Source organism: Enterobacter sp. BRE11 (assembly GCF_031844285.1).
In the GTDB taxonomy this organism is placed as follows: domain Bacteria; phylum Pseudomonadota; class Gammaproteobacteria; order Enterobacterales; family Enterobacteriaceae; genus Pantoea.
In genome coordinates, this window is the sequence record NZ_JAUZUX010000017.1 from 34911 (window position 1) to 50980 (window position 16070).

At 52.1% G+C, this 16070-nt stretch carries 14 protein-coding genes; 8 read left to right on the plus strand and 6 right to left on the minus strand.

Features of this window, described 5'->3' with window-relative positions:
- Positions 1-299: 299 nt before the first annotated feature.
- The 3 genes from Q9R34_RS17420 to Q9R34_RS17430 all read right to left on the minus strand — a co-directional run bounded on the left by Q9R34_RS17420 (position 300) and on the right by Q9R34_RS17430 (position 4205).
- Positions 300-1433: a glutathione-independent formaldehyde dehydrogenase gene (locus Q9R34_RS17420; protein ID WP_239314994.1), complete on the minus strand. Its 1134-nt coding sequence runs from the start codon at positions 1431-1433 to the stop codon at positions 300-302.
- A gap of 1301 nt (positions 1434-2734) precedes the next feature.
- A complete protein-coding gene (gene repA / locus Q9R34_RS17425) occupies positions 2735-3667 on the minus strand; it encodes a plasmid replication initiator RepA (protein ID WP_485895328.1) in 933 nt (310 codons plus the stop codon).
- A gap of 283 nt (positions 3668-3950) precedes the next feature.
- A complete protein-coding gene (locus Q9R34_RS17430) occupies positions 3951-4205 on the minus strand; it encodes a RepB family protein (RefSeq protein ID WP_046289565.1) in 255 nt (84 codons plus the stop codon).
- A 636-nt stretch (positions 4206-4841) separates the two neighbouring features.
- On the opposite strand from Q9R34_RS17430, the gene Q9R34_RS17435 reads away from it, so the two are divergent.
- Positions 4842-5291: a DMT family transporter gene (locus Q9R34_RS17435; protein WP_485895330.1), complete on the plus strand. Its 450-nt coding sequence runs from the start codon at positions 4842-4844 to the stop codon at positions 5289-5291.
- 73 nt (positions 5292-5364) lie between these two features.
- Here Q9R34_RS17435 and Q9R34_RS17440 read toward each other — a convergent pair whose 3' ends face one another.
- Complete coding sequence (locus Q9R34_RS17440; protein WP_485895332.1) at positions 5365-5874, minus strand: GNAT family N-acetyltransferase; 510 nt, start codon at positions 5872-5874, stop codon at positions 5365-5367.
- Between the two features lie 63 nt (positions 5875-5937).
- Between Q9R34_RS17440 and Q9R34_RS17445 the strand changes: the two genes are divergently transcribed.
- Positions 5938-6516 carry a helix-turn-helix domain-containing protein gene (locus tag Q9R34_RS17445; protein WP_485895334.1) on the plus strand — a complete coding sequence of 193 codons (579 nt, stop codon included), beginning with the start codon at positions 5938-5940 and terminating at the stop codon, positions 6514-6516.
- Between the two features lie 196 nt (positions 6517-6712).
- Here the strand turns inward: Q9R34_RS17445 and Q9R34_RS17450 are convergent, their stop codons facing one another.
- Positions 6713-7309 (minus strand): recombinase family protein, encoded by a 597-nt coding sequence (locus tag Q9R34_RS17450; protein WP_033755777.1) that lies wholly within the window; start codon positions 7307-7309, stop codon positions 6713-6715.
- Positions 7310-7631: 322 nt separating this feature from the next.
- On the opposite strand from Q9R34_RS17450, the gene Q9R34_RS17455 reads away from it, so the two are divergent.
- The 3 genes from Q9R34_RS17455 (at position 7632) to Q9R34_RS17465 (ending at position 10783) form a co-directional block, all read left to right on the plus strand.
- Positions 7632-8627 carry a nucleotidyltransferase domain-containing protein gene (locus tag Q9R34_RS17455; protein ID WP_040126235.1) on the plus strand — a complete coding sequence of 332 codons (996 nt, stop codon included), beginning with the start codon at positions 7632-7634 and terminating at the stop codon, positions 8625-8627.
- A 4-nt stretch (positions 8628-8631) separates the two neighbouring features.
- The gene (locus Q9R34_RS17460; protein ID WP_040126236.1) at positions 8632-9570 is read left to right on the plus strand and encodes an S-4TM family putative pore-forming effector; all 939 of its coding nucleotides are present in this window, start codon (positions 8632-8634) and stop codon (positions 9568-9570) included.
- Positions 9571-9943: 373 nt separating this feature from the next.
- Positions 9944-10783, plus strand: coding sequence for an Abi family protein (locus Q9R34_RS17465; RefSeq protein WP_485895337.1), 840 nt, complete (start codon positions 9944-9946; stop codon positions 10781-10783).
- On the opposite strand, the gene Q9R34_RS17470 is transcribed toward Q9R34_RS17465, so the two are convergent.
- Positions 10760-13729, minus strand: coding sequence for a Tn3-like element TnShfr1 family transposase (locus tag Q9R34_RS17470; protein ID WP_024945956.1), 2970 nt, complete (start codon positions 13727-13729; stop codon positions 10760-10762). The two genes, Q9R34_RS17465 and Q9R34_RS17470, sit on opposite strands and share 24 nt — an antisense overlap.
- A gap of 210 nt (positions 13730-13939) precedes the next feature.
- Between Q9R34_RS17470 and Q9R34_RS17475 the strand changes: the two genes are divergently transcribed.
- The 3 genes from Q9R34_RS17475 to Q9R34_RS17485 are packed head-to-tail and all read left to right on the plus strand — an operon-like array spanning position 13940 to position 15789.
- Complete coding sequence (locus Q9R34_RS17475; RefSeq protein ID WP_485895339.1) at positions 13940-14236, plus strand: double zinc ribbon domain-containing protein; 297 nt, start codon at positions 13940-13942, stop codon at positions 14234-14236.
- 7 nt (positions 14237-14243) lie between these two features.
- Positions 14244-14810 (plus strand): recombinase family protein, encoded by a 567-nt coding sequence (locus Q9R34_RS17480; protein WP_011638900.1) that lies wholly within the window; start codon positions 14244-14246, stop codon positions 14808-14810.
- Positions 14811-14829: 19 nt separating this feature from the next.
- On the plus strand, positions 14830-15789 hold the full coding sequence (locus Q9R34_RS17485; RefSeq protein ID WP_023294863.1) for a cation diffusion facilitator family transporter: 960 nt from the start codon (positions 14830-14832) through the stop codon (positions 15787-15789).
- Positions 15790-16070 lie beyond the last annotated feature (281 nt).

Consider the following 16070-nt stretch of genomic DNA (forward strand, 5'->3'; position numbering starts at 1 on the left):
TCCGCCTTCATATACTGCAAATCCAACCCCACCCTTGTATGTTGGCCGTGCTTAGAAGTCTGGAATGTGACTCAAAATTTGCAGGGAAAGAACTTAAAGGCCATTACTACTATCATGTTTCGCTTAACGTAATTTTTTTTAAATAAAGTCCTTGAAGCTTGATTTGCGAGACACTTTAACTCTTTCACTTCTCCTTTTTTCCATAATATGCGATGTAAAACATTAAGCCACAGACAGACGGTTTTTATTCTCACTATCACCACGGCCTGAATATGGCTTTTATTCTGTTGGTTCATAATTCAGGGTTTCAGAATGACTTTTGTCCAGCCATTATCACGATCGTCAAAATGCTTATATCCCTCAGGGGCTTCTGACAGCGCGAGACGATGTGAGATGATCTGCGCCGGATTGGCTCTCCCTTGATGGATAAGCCTTGCGAGCTGGCGGTTGTAGGCTTTTACGTTACACTGACCGGTCTTAATTGACTGACCTTTGAACCAGAAAGTACCAAAATCAAAAGGCACTTTACCTTCTTTAGCCAGATCGGTCGCCCCCCCAGGATCCTGAGGAACAAAAACACCTACCGCACCAATGCCGCCCGTGGCTTTGGTTGACGCGACAAGGCTATTCAAGGTGGCGGAGTTATCCTCGTGGCCATGCTTATTGCAGCATTGATAACCTACGCATTCGCAGCCGCAATCCGTGCCGCGCCCATCGGTTAATTCGAGAATTTTATTTACCGCATCATCACCCACGCCATTGATCGCCACAGCGCCAATTTGTTCGGCTAATGCCAGTCTGTCGGGATGGGTATCGACAACAAACACCTGTGATGCGCCTTTAATCATGGCCGAGTGCGCAGCCATTAAGCCGACCGGGCCAGCGCCGTAAATAGCAACACTCTCTCCCGGGCGTAATCCTGCCAGCTCAGTGGCATGCCAGCCGGTCGGGAAGATGTCGGAAAGCATAACGTAGTCTTCTTCCTTCTCAACTGCATCCGGAGGCAGCACCAGACAGTTAAAGTCAGCAAAGGGAACGCGAAGTAATTCTGCCTGTCCGCCGTCCCACTGCCCCATCTCAGCAAAACCATAGGCGGCTCCGGCCGCACCCGGGTTTGCCGTCAGGCAGTAGCCGGTTAACCCTTTCTCGCAATTTTCACAGAATCCGCAGCCGACGTTAAAGGGCAAGCAGACGTAATCACCGACTTTAATCCGCTCAACACCGCTGCCGATCTCAATCACCTGTCCCAGATTCTCATGGCCGAAGATGCGGCCCTGTTCGAAACTGGTTCGCCCTTCATACATATGCAGGTCGGAACCGCAGATATTGGTGGTGGTAATACGGACAAGCACATCGGTTGGGCGCACTATTTTGGGGTCCGGAACCTCTTTTACTGAAACGTCAAAAGGCCCGTTATAGACAACTGCTTTCATGGTGTTCTCCTCTCATGCACGATCAGTTTTGATGGCTGCGATTGCGTGACTCGTTGCTGTCGCCACCCTCTAATTGATGCTGTTTTTTCAATCAGGCTGTGTGACTGAAGGTATAAGTGTAGAACAGCTCATGGAACAGTCGGACGAGATTAATACTATGTAACTAATTGAAATATATAACCGCTTCGCTCAAAGCCCGGTTGTATTCTCGCCAAGCGAAACCTCAGCACCACAAGGCAATTTTCCGATTTTCCTGCCTGAAATGGATTTACGAGCCCACACGGAGAGTTCACTTATTCCTGCTAAGGGTTGGCTGATATCTCGCTCTAATACTTCAGGATGAAGACCACGCATGATGTCATATTCAAAACTCTCCCCTCATAGTTGTAAACCGCACACGTTTTATAATTTTGTACCTGCCGTCGGCACTGCTGAAAATCTGCGCCCAGATGACGTTGAAACTGGAGCGGTGACCTGTGTCCTGATTTTAGCGACGTGCATGTGTTAATTAAGACTCAAAGGTTACCGGACAAACAGAGGAGGGCTTCGCTTGATGAGCTATCTCATTGCCACAGGTTATTTCAACCTTTCTTTCTAATGTAACGCAAAGTCGCAGCTCTTCGACGCGTATATCCCCGGCCCCACCACGCCCTGCCCGACCGCCGTTGACGCAGCGGCCTGTCAGGCACACAGAAGCCAGACGGTCGCAGACGAAAGAAAGCCCCCGCGGCACCACCCACAGCGACACCCAAGCAATTAGTTACAGCACCCATTAATCAGCCACTGCAGTACCGACCCTTCGGGTCGGGCGGCCGGGGCTGGTCAGTGGGGGCAACCGGGCTTCAGGTCCGGCGCCGGGGTTTTGCCGGAGAGGGGCGCGGGGGTTCAGGTTCGGCTCGGATGGGGGTTAAATGGAAGCATAAATGGATGATGTAACTAATGTACATCGCCCGCCGCCGGCAGGCGGGAGCTACTTCAGGTTCTGAGCGGCGCGGACGCCTGCGGCCACTGCAAGTGAAGGCATTAAATTTATCCTCGCCAGATGCCTGCATGAAAACCTTATTTATTATTTTGATTATTCTTTCTGACGTAAGTCAGGACTGTATTGCGCGTAGCGCTGACTGTAATTGCCGGTAATTTTCTGATGTTGATTGCGGGTAACTGTGGATAAAAAAGGCCGCAGTGATTTTGCGGCCACAGTTCATTAATTTCGGGGAGAATTACCGGCGCAAAAGAGGGCGTTCAGCGCCCGGCACAAACGACTTCACCGCCAGTCAAGGCGGTTAAAATGAGCGGGTATGTCAGTGGACTATATCGGGTACTTCAGACAGCACGGGCTCATAGTCGAGCCCCAGTTCCAGCTGGCGCAGACATTTCCAGACCAGGCGGTCGAAGTCCTCCGGAGGCAGCATTTTCCACTCATGGACCGGACGCGCGCGTAGCAGCCTGGCCATTGCGTTACGCCTGTCATCGAGCGGCAATTTACTCAACCGTTTGCGGCGCTTCTGCCTGGAAGCTTTATCACGACGACTAATCAGCGTGGCCATGCGCATATTTTCATACCAGCGCCGGCGTGCGACGCGAACGGAGGCGTGTGTGCCTGGCTCGATGATCCCGTCGGCCTCTGCGGCAAGGCGTTCATTGCGCTCAGCCAGAAATTTGTTCATGTCGATGCCGCATAGCTGCCAGAACTGGTCGGTCAGCACGATATGGCGCGGCATGCAGTAGCCGGTTACGGGGTCCATTTCAAGATCAGGCCGCTCAATCAGGCCGTAACGCTCCCACTCTTCAAACAGCCGGGAGAGGCGGCTTTGCTCGACGCGCGTTTCTGGAATAACGTTGCCGTTTTCGTCTTTCGGGCTCAGATCGTCTGCGAGCCTGCTGCTGTTATAGGTCACTACTGACGTCGCAAGATCGGCGCGCTGGATGCACAGCGGCCACATGGCGTCATACAGCGCCTGCTTCTCCGGGCGAAAGTCACGCTTGCGGCCAGCGACGTCGCGCAGTTGCACAAAGTAGGGGTGACGGGACATGCGCTGGCGCAGGGTCATTTTTCCTGTGCGCTTATCCTTATTCACAAGGCGGTTCATGGCGTGCCCCATCTGGCCCGGCAGACGGCGATAGCCTTTGGGTGCAAACCACTCAGGATTAGAGCATTTGCAGGCGGTTGAGTGTTCGCCACGGTGCCGATTATCAGGTCTTTTAGCCTGAGTAACTAAAGTGTGTTTATCCACCCCGCCCTGCGCTTAAATTGCACGGGAGGAGTACGCACAGAACGGATTGTCTTTTTCCGGGCATAAATCTATACTCCCCGCATAGAGCAATCGTTCTATGCGGTTCTCTAGGGCCCCGGTAATCTTGTCGCGTCGCCAAACAAGAAAGATTATCGGGGTTTTTTCTTTTCTGATTTGGTACTACCGCCTCAGATCCCTGCCACCTTCCGGCGTGGCCAGCCATGAATTCTCAACTATTCGTAATCTATCACTCATTATAATGCTGAGCAATAACGTAATCCCCTTACGAAAAACCCTTTTTTTTAGTTTCGGCTTCGATAAGGTGTTCAAGCATTTCTGCCTGAGTCTTACCCGCTTCTTCGCATAACCTGATTAACGCTTGTTTCTGCTCAGTACGTATGAACACCTTAATTTCTTTATGCGTCTCACGTTTACGTGCCTGGTAGGCACGTACTCGCTCTTTATCCGAAGTCGGGTTCTTTCTGTTGCGAGTGGTTTTCTTTTCGGGAGCTGATGTTACTGAATCACGGGGGCTCATGCTCGTACCCTGTTGCAAAATAAGACTTTCCGCAGAATAGCATAAGCCAAATCAGTAATATCTTTAATTTACAAGGCTTGCCACGCCACCATTGAACTGGCTGATAGGTCAGGTAGTCAGTAAGAAGCGGTCTTATTCCGCAGCATACGCCCCACTTCATTGAGGGCAATGTAACGAGATATATGCCATTAGCCCCTATTTAGTATCGTGAGTATTACGTTGATCAAACATTGAACCTTATACACCCTTCGATCCTTTTCGAGCTGATGACTTTTAGGTTATGACAATATGCCCCGTGACTTATAAGTGATGACATTACGGGTTTTCAGGCGCGATTTACCCTATGACATTTGAGTATACCCGACCAATTTTTACGCTTTGAGGTAAGCCATGACGGATTTCCAACAGAATTGGCATAGCGCGATCAACTGTAAAGAGTGCTAAACGTCCGCTTTGAGCGAAAAGCGGACATTTGCATTTCCTGATCTACATCTATGAACCTGATGTAGCATTTGCGTTGAGCGAATATTCTGAAGCATTCAAAATCCACTTGTTACTCAGTATCAAATAGTAGACAATAAATCCACTATATAGTATCCATATTAAATCCCAGTGGCAGGATTTAGAGGATTTAGCATGACTTCAGTACTCACATTCCTGATGCTAATTGCCGGAGGAATTGCGCTGGTTATTCAGAACACGTTGATGACCAGGATAACTCACTCGGCTTCAACTGTACTGATAGCTCTGGTGCTGAATTCTGCCGTAGGGCTTGTTTTACTTATCAGCTTACTGGCGGGAAAGACAGGTGCGTCAGGGTTTCACGAACTGTTGCAGTCTTTCAAAGGCTGGATGCTTCTGCCGGGCATTTTAGGTTCTTTTTTTGTTTTTACCGGAATAACGGGTTATCAAAATATCGGTGCTTCGCGGACGATTGCGATACTGGTCGCCAGTCAGCTTGTCGCAGGTCTCGGATATGATATTTACCGCAGCGGTACAGAGAGTTTGTTAAAAAATTTGCCAGCCATAATCGGAGCTGTGTTCCTGGTCACGGGCGCTTTTCTCGTTGCATTACGCAAGTTCTGACTTTAAATGCTGCTACCAGCACGTCCCTGTGCCCCTGATTACCATTACTCTGGCGTTCTGAGAGTATCTGCTATCAGGGGTGTTCCCGCGTATCAAGGCGTAGCTGCAAAAACGTCAGATCCAGCCAGCGGCCAAACTTGGTGCCCACCTCTGACATCCTGCCAGCCTCTGTGAAACCGAGCTTTTTGTGTAGCGATATGGATGCGACGTTTTCAGATTCAATGCCAGCTACCATGACATGTTTACCCTGATCGGCAGCCAGTCTGATCAGTTCCTCCATCAGAGCTTTACCTGCACCCCGTCCCCGGGCACTTTTGTGCACATATACAGAATGCTCAACGGTGTGGCGATACCCGTCCCATGGGCGCCAGTCACCATATGATGCATAACCCATTATGGAATCGTTCACGTCAACTAAGACAATGACGGGAAAACCTGCCTCACAGCGGTCTCTCATCCATTTTATTCGGTTGAGAAAATCGACCTTATTTTCATTCCAGATCGCCGTGGTATTAAGCACAGCGTCGTTATAAATCTCAGCGATGGTTTCAGCATCGCGTTCTGTTGCAGCACGAATTTGCATAGTAGACACCCCGTTACTCATTTACTAAAGTAGATTAACCGTACACTATCTTAGTTATCTATTATGTTAGATGATTTGTCCAGCAAAGAAGATGATTTGAACGCTCGTATTGGCCTGAAGGTCAAGGCGGAAAGAGAAAGCCGGAGCTGGTCCCTGACCGATCTGGCAGAAAATTCAGGCGTATCACGGGCGATGATTCATAAAATTGAGCGTGGTGAAAGCAGCCCGACAGCAACCCTGCTTGCAAGACTTTCTGGCGCTTTCGATATGTCTATGTCCCAGCTGCTTGCTGAAACGGAAGTTCGCACCGGTGTGCTTGTCAGATATGAAAATCAGGCCGTATGGCAGGATCCTGAAACAGGCTACATTCGTCGCCATGCTTCACCGGGGCAGATACCCGTAGACCTGGTCAGTATCGAGCTACCTGCAAATACTGCTGTGCCTATGCCAGCTATCTCCTATCTTTCACGACGTCAGCTCATCTGGGTCATTGAGGGTAAGCTGACATTTATTGAGGGCAGCACAACATTTGAGATGCTACCGGGTGATTGTCTTGAGCTGGGCGATCCTGCTGACTGTATCTTCAAAAATGATACCAATGACCTTTGCCGCTATGCCGTAATAGTCCTCAAGCCATCCTGATTACGTGCATGGGAACTAATTATTTAAGATTTAGCAGAAAGTTAATAAGGCGGAGATTCTCCTACGTGACTGAGCATCTTTTCTCAGCTCAATTTATAACTGTCCGGATGATAGTCATGTCCTTTCTTGGTACATAACAGCCAGGTTCAGGCGATGTCCGCTTCTGGCACAAAGCGGACATACGCAGAAAAGCAATTCATGAACGAGCATCAGCGTCTTCCATTATCGCTTTCACTCTTAAAATGGTCTGCCGTGTGGTGTCAAATTCGCGGGCGATCGCGCTAATACTCTTCCCTTCACTAAGACGCAAGAACACCGCTTTCTTTTGTTCGTCATCCAGAGCCGGCGGGCGGCCGAAACGCTTTCCGGATGCCTTAGCCCGCGCAATACCAGCATGTGTACGTTCAAGTAGCAGATCGCGCTCAAATTCAGCAACCGCCGAGATTACCTGCATTGTCATCTTTCCGGCCGGACTGGTGAGGTCTACCCCTCCCAGCGCCAGGCAGTGTACCCGTATTTCTGAAGCAGAAAGTAGCTCAACGGTTTTTCTGATATCCATGGCGTTTCGCCCGAGGCGATCCAGCTTCGTTACGATTAAAACGTCCCCGTTTTCCATTCGATCAAGGAGACGCATAAATCCAGGGCGTTCAGCAGCCGCGACTGAACCACTTATATACTCTTCAATCAGTCGCTGGGGTCTGATGGCAAAGCCGGCCGCTTCGATTTCACGACGCTGGTTTTCAGTGTTCTGTTCGAGGGTCGATACCCTGCAGTAGGCAAAAACTCGTGACATGTAGTTATTTTATGTACGAAACAGGTGTACTTATTATAGCGCATGTCCGAAATTAAAAACACTAACTTTCGGACAGACTATATCCTACATGTAGGAAACCGGTCGGTTTAGGACACATCTTCCTGCTTATAAAATGCCAGCCTTGTAGGGCAAAAATTATAAGCTTGCTGATATTTTACCTTAGAAATAATTGATCTGGTCCGACATGCTAAATATCCTCAAAAAGGATTTTTCTTATTGCATTAAATTTTTTAACTACGATCGCATTAAGTTGGCGAAAGTCTTATCCCCTTGTTAACTTTTACCATGCTAAGGATTTTCAATGGCAACTACCGTAACAAGCGCATTTAGTGAATTTATGAGTGACGTGGTAAACCTCAGAAAGTCCAGTACGGACGATGCGCGTACCAGCAGAGACTGGCTGTATGAAAAACTTAACGGTTTTGAGTCAGACGCCGCGTCACCTAAAAATTATCCGGAAATTCATATCGGCTTTGGTTCTTTCGCCAGAAGAACGAAAATCAGGCCGCTTGACGATATAGATTTGATGTTTGGCCTGTCCGCAGAAGGGTGCACTTACACGATTTATAGTGACCGGATAACGCTCAATTCAGACGATACCCCTAGACGACTGAATAACTTCCGGCATCCTGATTCTCAGACGATCAGCTCGGTCAGGATACTGAATCACTTTAAAAATAAACTGCAGAACATTCCGCAGTATGAGAAGGCTGACCTGAAGCGCAATCAGGAAGCGGTGACTCTTCAGCTGAGCACAAAAACGTGGAACTTTGATATTGTTCCCTGCTTTATAACTCACGCCGATGTTTTGGGACGCAGCTACTACCTGATCCCGGACGGCAGCGGTAACTGGAAAAAAACAGACCCGCGCATTGATAAAGCAAGAACAACTGAAATAAACGTTAAGAACAGCGGCAACATGCTGAACGTTATTCGGGCAGTGAAGTACTGGCAGACAACTAAAGCATTGCCGTCCATCGGCTCCTATCTTCTTGAGACCCTTATTCTCAACTATTACGAGCACAGGACAACCTGTCAGCAATGGGTAGACCTGGAGCTTGAGGGTCTCTTTAACCATCTCAGCTTCTACATTCGATATTCAGTTAACGATCATAAAAACATTCAGGGAGACATTAATCATTTATCTTATGAAGCGAGAGAAAAAATATCTCAGAAATTCAGTTCGGAGGCGCTAAAGGTGAGCGAAGCAAGGGGATTAGAGAAAAATAACGAGCATCAGAAGTCCATAAATAAGTGGCGCGAAATATTCGGCTCAGACTTCCCGGCATTTGGATAATACGATGAATACCCTTTACACAAGCCAGTCAACGCCGGACAACATGAGCCTGCTTTACGCGCAAGCGCATCTTTACAACCGCATAAAGATATTCAGCAGCGTTAATTTTTTCATCAGTATTGTGTTACCAGTACTTCTCTCAGTTGCGGCAGCCATTCTGAAAAGCCGGTACAGCGTTCCGCAGGAGCTTCTATCGGCATACATGGGCCTATACGGCCTGATCGTTCTTACAGTCAATATTGCACTTAGTGGCTACATCTCTTCTGAGCGCAGAAAGGCGGCGACCATTCAGGAAATGTATGACTGTAATGTCCTTAGAATAAAATGGAACGACCTCCGCGTGGGAAAGAAAATTTCCAGGGATAACGTATTCAGGGCAGCACGTTTCTATCAGGACAGGCCGGCCAAGGCACAAGCCCGTTTTGGCAGCGAAGGATGGTACGTCAATAAGTCCTACGATGCGCCGCAGAGTGTAATGGCTTTACTGTGCCACGGTAAAAACTTCGGTTGGGACCGGTCTTTAAGGGATCGCCTGAACGTGTTCTATATCTGGGGCATATCCATGTCGCTTTTCAGCCTGCTTCTATACGGGATCATGATGAAGGCTACGCTGAACGATGCCCTTTTTTACGTGGTCTTCACCCTTCCCTTAATCAGGTACATTCTCCTGCAGTTTCTTGATAACAGAAAGAGCAGGGACAGAATTGAAAAGGTAAAAGATTACATAGATAAAGAGATATCGGATATTAAGATTGCCGGCCGTTTTAACAATGATGACCTGAACTACAAACTCAGGTCCATTCAAGACGAGGTTTTTTCACACCGTGCAACGAGCCCCCCAGTGCCGAACTTCATACACCTCAGGATGAAGAAGGATAACGAAGCGGTTTATGACGACTACTTTGAGGAAAACCTTAAGCTGATGACGTTCCCGGAAAGCTGACCGGTTAGCTTTCCGGCTGAACCGGAGCATTGAGTTTCTCTTGAAAGGCCGGTTTAGTGTCAGCCGACTACTGATAATTTTTCGACCTAGGTATGCCAAAACTTGCCACGCGGTTATCTTTTATCCTAAATCGAGTTAATGCTTCTAGTAGCCGCCGGCGATTTTTAGGATGGGACTTTAAGTCATGACATTAGGGTATACCCTATTGTCATAGGAAGAAGTAAGCAGGGCCAGTTTGAAGATGTCAAAGTCGGTTGACGACTTCGTCAAATAATATTATTGTATTATTAAGTACACCCGCCACGCCTAGTCTCTCAGAGATGCGCATTATGGCGGGTTTTTTTTTGTCTTCTCTCAAGCCGGATAGGACGTAATGGCTAGCCCCCAACAAAATAGACCCCGCTTGTATCAAAAACCGCCTGTAGACGTCACAGCTTTGATTGCAAAACTCAGACAACGCGGTTTGACCATTGATGATGAAAGTGCTGCGATAACTGCGCTCACGTTCATAGGTTACTTTCGCCTGCGCGGCTACTGCATTCCATACTATAAAACCACTCAGGAAAGAGTACCGCAGCTGCTCGAACCAAAAGAGTTTGTACCCGGCACAACCATTGAAGATGTGATCTCGCTTTACGAATTTGACCGAAAGCTTAGGCTAATTGTTCTAGAGCAAATACAGAAAGTTGAGATTGGATTGCGCACTTGCCTGTCAGAGTATATGAGTGCGACTTACGGATGTCATTGGTTCATGGATTTAACTAACCTAGATAGCAATTACGACTATGAGGGTTTCTTTGGACAAATACGGGATGCAAAAGAGGTGTTTATTGAGCATTACCATGACAAATATGATCATCCTAAATATCCTCCTTCATGGATGATCACCGAAACTCTCAGCTTCGGAGCATGGTCACGCATTTATAAAAATTTACACCACTATGACCAAAAGCAAGTTGCGGGTAAATTCAACATACGAAACGCAGAAATAATGGCGTCTTGGTTTCATACCTTAAGTCACTTCAGAAATCTATCTGCACATCACAATCGAATCTGGAATAGATCTTTTAAAGCATTCCCTCCTAAAAAACTCAATGGACTTGAAATCCATATGAGTAACCCATCAACACTATACAGCCGTCTTGTAGTACTTAAAGGGGTCACCTCAGAAAACGGAAAAAATCGTACGCTAAGACCCAGAGAGCGGACGTAGCGGTCGGAATTTCCCCACGCCTACTTTGGAGCTACTGCGCCAGAGGTAATCGCCGGTCAGGTTGATATGCTCCCAACCCAGCGGCGACAGGTACTGCAACAGCCCTTCATCGACACCATGGCCGTGGCCGCGCAAAGCATTCGCGGCGCGCTCCAGGTAGACCGTGTTCCACAGCACGATGGCCGCCGTCACCAGGTTGAGGCCACTGGCCCGGTAGCGCTGCTGCTCGAAACTGCGGTCGCGGATTTCGCCCAGCCGGTTGAAGAACACCGCCCTGGCCAGCGCATTGCGGGCTTCGCCCTTGTTCAATCCGGCATGCACACGACGGCGTAGTTCCACGCTTTGCAGCCAGTCCAAGATGAACAGCGTGCGCTCGATGCGCCCCAGCTCGCGCAGCGCAACGGCCAGGCCGTTCTGGCGCGGGTAGCTGCCGAGCTTGCGCAACATCAGCGAGGCCGTCACCGTGCCCTGTTTGATCGAGGTAGCCAGGCGCAGGATTTCATCCCAATGGGCACGAATAGCCTTGATGTTCAACTTGTCGCTGCTAATCGTCGGTCTGAGTGCGTCGTAACTGGCTTCACCCTTAGGGATGAACAGCTTGGTGTCGCCCAGGGCGCGGATGCGCGGCGCGAAGCGGAAGCCCAGCAGATGCATGAGGGCAAAGACATGATCGGTGAAGCCCGCCGTGTCGGTGTAGTGCTCCTCGATGCGCAGGTCGGACTCGTGGTACAGCAGGCCGTCGAGCACGTAGGTCGAGTCGCGCACGCCGACGTTCACGACCTTGGTGTGGAACGGCGCGTACTGGTCGGAGATGTGCGTGTAAAACGTCCGCCCTGGGCTGCTGCCATATTTCGGGTTGATGTGCCCGGTGCTCTCGGCCTTGCTGCCGGTGCGGAAGTTCTGGCCGTCCGACGATGACGTGGTGCCGTCACCCCAATGCTCGGCGAAGGGATGCCGGAACTGCGCGTTCACCAATTCGGCCAGCGCCGTCGAATAGGTTTCATCGCGGGTATGCCAGGCTTGTAGCCAGGCGAGCTTGGCATACGTTGTGCCGGGACAGGACTCGGCCATCTTGGTCAGGCCGAGATTGATCGCGTCGGCCAGTATGGTGGTCAGCAGCAGGTTCTTGTCCTTGGCCAGGTCGCCCGATTTCAGGTGCGTAAAGTGGCGGGTGAAGCCCGTCCATTCATCCACTTCCATAAGCAGTTCGGTGATCTTGATGTGCGGCAGGATCATCGCGGTCTGGTCGATCAGCGCCTGCGCGGTGTCAGGCACCGCCGCATCCAGAGGCGTGATCTTCAGGCCAGACTCGGTGATGATGGCGTCCGGCAGGTCGTTGGCCGCCGCCATGCGGTTGACGGTCGCAAGCTGTGTTTCTAGCAGCGTCAGCCGGTCATGCAGGTACTGGTCGCAGTTGGTGACCACAGCCAGCGGCAGTTCGCTGGCCAGCTTGAGGCTGGCGAATTTCACAGGCGGTACCAGGTAGTCCTCGAAATCCTTGAACTGGCGTGAGCCTTGCACCCAGATGTCGCCGGAGCGCAGCGCGTTCTTCAGTTCCGACAGTGCGCACAACTCGTAGTAGCGCCGGTCGATGCCGGCATCGGTCATCACCAGCTTCTGCCAGCGCGGCTTGATGAAGTCGGTCGGCGCATCGGCAGGCACCTTGCGTGCGTTGTCGCTGTTCATGCCGCGCAGCACCTCGATGGCGTCCAGCACATCCTTGGCAGCGGGCGCAGCCCGCAGCTTGAGCACGGCGAGGAATTCCGGCGCGTACCGGCGTAACGTGGCGTAGCTCTCGCCGATGCGGTGCAGGAAATCGAAGTCCTCGGGCTGCGCGAGCTTCTGCGCTTCGGTGACATTTTCGGCGAAAGCATCCCAGGATAGTACGCCCTCGATGGCGGCGAACGGATCGCGGCCCGCTTGCTTGGCCTCGATCAGCGCCTGGCCGATGCGCCCGAACAGCCGCACCTTGGCGTTGATCGCCTTGCCGGATGCCTGAAACTGCTGCTGATGCTTGTTCTTGGCGGCGTTGAACAGCTTGCCCAGGATGCGGTCGTGCAAGTCGATGATTTCGTCGGTGACCGTGGCCATGCCCTCGATGGCGAGCGCGACCAGGGTGGCGTAGCGCCGCTGCGCCTCGAACTTGGCCAGGTCGGCGGGTGTCATCTGGCCACCCTCGCGGGCGATCTTGAGCAGGCGATTCTGGTGCACCGACCGCTCGACGCCGGAAGGCAGGTCGAGCGCCTGCCATGCCTTGAGGCGTTCGATGTGTTCGAGCATGTGCCGCGAATTGGGCTTGACGGGTGACTGGCGCAGCCAGGCCAGCCAGGTCGTTTTGCCGTTGTCCCGGCGTTTGAGCAGATCGTCAAGGCGGCGACGATGCGCGTCCGATAGCGGTTCGGACAAGGTTTCGTAGATTTGCCGGTTGGCGCGGGTGATCGCCTCGGCACAGACGCGCTCGACAACATCCAGCGTCGGCAAGATGACGTGTCGGTGCCGCAGGTCGTCGAGAACACTGTTGGCCAGCATGATGCCCTTGTCGGTTTGCAAGGCCAACTCGGTCGCGGCATGGACAGCCTGCCGATAGTGCGCCAGGCCGAACGGCTCCATGCCCAAATATGCACGCAGCTCAAGCAGATGCTCGCGCCGGGTTTCTTCCCTCTCTGCATACTGTGGCCAGCACGATGGATCGATGCGCAGTTGCCGTCCGATCCATTGCAGCAGGGGCATCGGCACCGCAGCGTCGGGCAGCAGGCCCTGACCGGGAAAGCGCAATAAGCATAATTGCACCGCGACACCCAGGCGGTTGGCGTCACCGCGCCGCTGGCGGATTAGTGACAGGTCGGGTTCGCTGAACGTGTAGAGCCGGATGAGTTCGTCTTGGGTATCGGGCAACGCCAAGAGACTGTCGCGCTCTGCGGCGGAGAGGATTGAACGGCGGGGCATGCAGTCTCCTTCTTCTCAAAAACGTAGGTTTGCGACAATCCCGCTCAACCCTCTGGCGCGGTACAGCAAATCAATGCGTTGCGATTCTCGAAAACAGTTCTTGAAACTTTATTCTTGAATTCTTATCATATCAACGCGTTTCGAGAAATAGTGATGTAGCCAACCGCTGCCCCAAGTGGCTTTGACGTGTTTACGAAAGGAGAAAGACTCATGGGTATTTTTGACAGACTTTTCGGTGGCCACCACGGTGGCGGTTACAGCGGTGGTGGGCATCACGGTGGTGGGCATCACGGTGGTGGCGGTGGGTACGGAAGCGGCGGGCCGCCAGCGGGCGGGTGGGGTAATGGCGGCCTTGCTTGCCCCAACTGCAAGGCATCTAACGCGCAAGGCGCTCGCTTCTGCCAGCAGTGCGGGACTTCGTTGGTTCCTTCGGCTTGCGCGCAATGCGGAACCACACTGCAACCGGGTACGAAGTTTTGCGCTCAGTGCGGCAAGGCAGCGGTCTGACCGTGCCATGCTCGTCGGCTATGCGCGCGTCTCGACGCAGGATCAGAACCTGGAGCTACAGCGAGAGGCCTTGACCCAGGCCGGGTGCCAAAAGCTCTTTGAGGACAAATTAAGCGGCACGAGAGCCGAGCGCCCCGGCTTGGCCAAGGCGCTTGAAATGCTACGCAAGGGAGACACGCTGGTCGTCTGGAAGCTGGATCGCCTGGGCCGTAGCGTCAAGCAATTGGTCGATCTGGTCAGCGAGTTGCACAAGCAGAGCATCCAGTTCAAGAGTCTCACCGACGCCATCGACACCGGCACGCCGTCGGGACGGTTCTTCTTTCACGTCATGGCCAGCCTCGCCGAAATGGAGCGCGAGCTGACGGTGGAGCGGACCCGTGCAGGATTGGCGGTCGCCCGGCTGTCAGGCCGCAAGGGAGGACGCAAACCGAAGATGACCAAAAGCAAGATTGAATCGGCCAAGAAACTGCTCGCCAGCGGGATCGCTCCCAAGGACGTGGCCAAGAACCTCGGGGTCTCAATCCCGACGTTGTATCGCTGGGTGCCGGCTTCCGGTCACGCTGAACAAAAATGAACTCAGAAGAAGGACGAAGATGAGCACCAATCACTCCCATGCCCTACCCAGCGAGCGCAATGAAAAATCGCTCTGGATCGCCCTGGCGCTGACCGGAAGCTTCCTGCTGGCCGAAGTCGCCGCAGGCATTGTTTTCAACAGCCTGGCCCTGCTCTCAGATGCGGCGCACATGTTCACGGATGCAGCGGCGCTGGCCATCGCCTTGGCGGCTGTACGGGTGGCGAGACGGCCAGCCGATGCCAAGCGCACCTATGGCTACTACCGCTTCGAAATCCTTGCGGCCGCATTCAACGCCCTGTTGCTCTTCGGCGTCGCTGGCTACATCCTGTATGAGGGCTGGCAGCGTTTGCGCGAGCCAGCGCAGGTTCAGTCCAGCGGGATGCTGGTGGTAGCAGTGCTGGGTCTGATCGTCAACCTCATCAGCATGCGTATGCTTCAGGGCGGCAAGGACAAGAGCCTCAACGTCAAAGGCGCTTATCTGGAGGTCTGGAGCGACATGCTTGGCTCCATCGGCGTGATCGGAGCTGCGCTGGTCATCCGATTCACCGGCTGGGTGTGGGTAGATGCGGTCGTCGCCGTGGCAATTGGGCTTTGGGTGCTGCCACGAACTTGGCTGCTACTCAAGGAAAGCCTGAATGTCTTGCTGGAGGGAGTCCCAGACGGCATTGACATGGGAGCCTTGATGGCATCTGTTCAGGCCGTGCCAGGCGTGACAGGGCTGCATGACTTGCACGTATGGGCGCTCACGAGCGGCAAGGTCAGCATGACCGCTCATATCGTGTATGCGCCGGAAATAGGGCCCGACGAGTTGCTCAAAACCCTCAAGTTGTTGCTGGCTGACCGATTCAGCATCTTCCATACGACGCTGCAACTGGAGATTGTTGCCTGTGAGCACAGCGTCGATGGGTGCAACTTCGTGGATCATCGCCACAAAGAACCGAGTTCTCAACCAGACCAAGCCGCAGCCCGGCAGGCGTGACTAATGGGACTCCTACTACCCGGCTAGCCAAACCGGTCTTAGCGTACGATTTTTTCCGTTTTCTGAGACGACCCCTTAAATATCTCTCAGACCAAGTTTCTTGGTCAGATGGCCTTAAAAATCAGTTAGATAACCTAATGCAAGATAAGCCTAGCTGCGTAACATGGGAAAAGATGGGCTTTATCGAAGATTGGCAAAACACTCCACTTTGGACCCGTCTTGTAAACCCTCCACCACAAATACAAACGTAATTATGGTTGCCCCCGCTGAGAGCGGGGGGG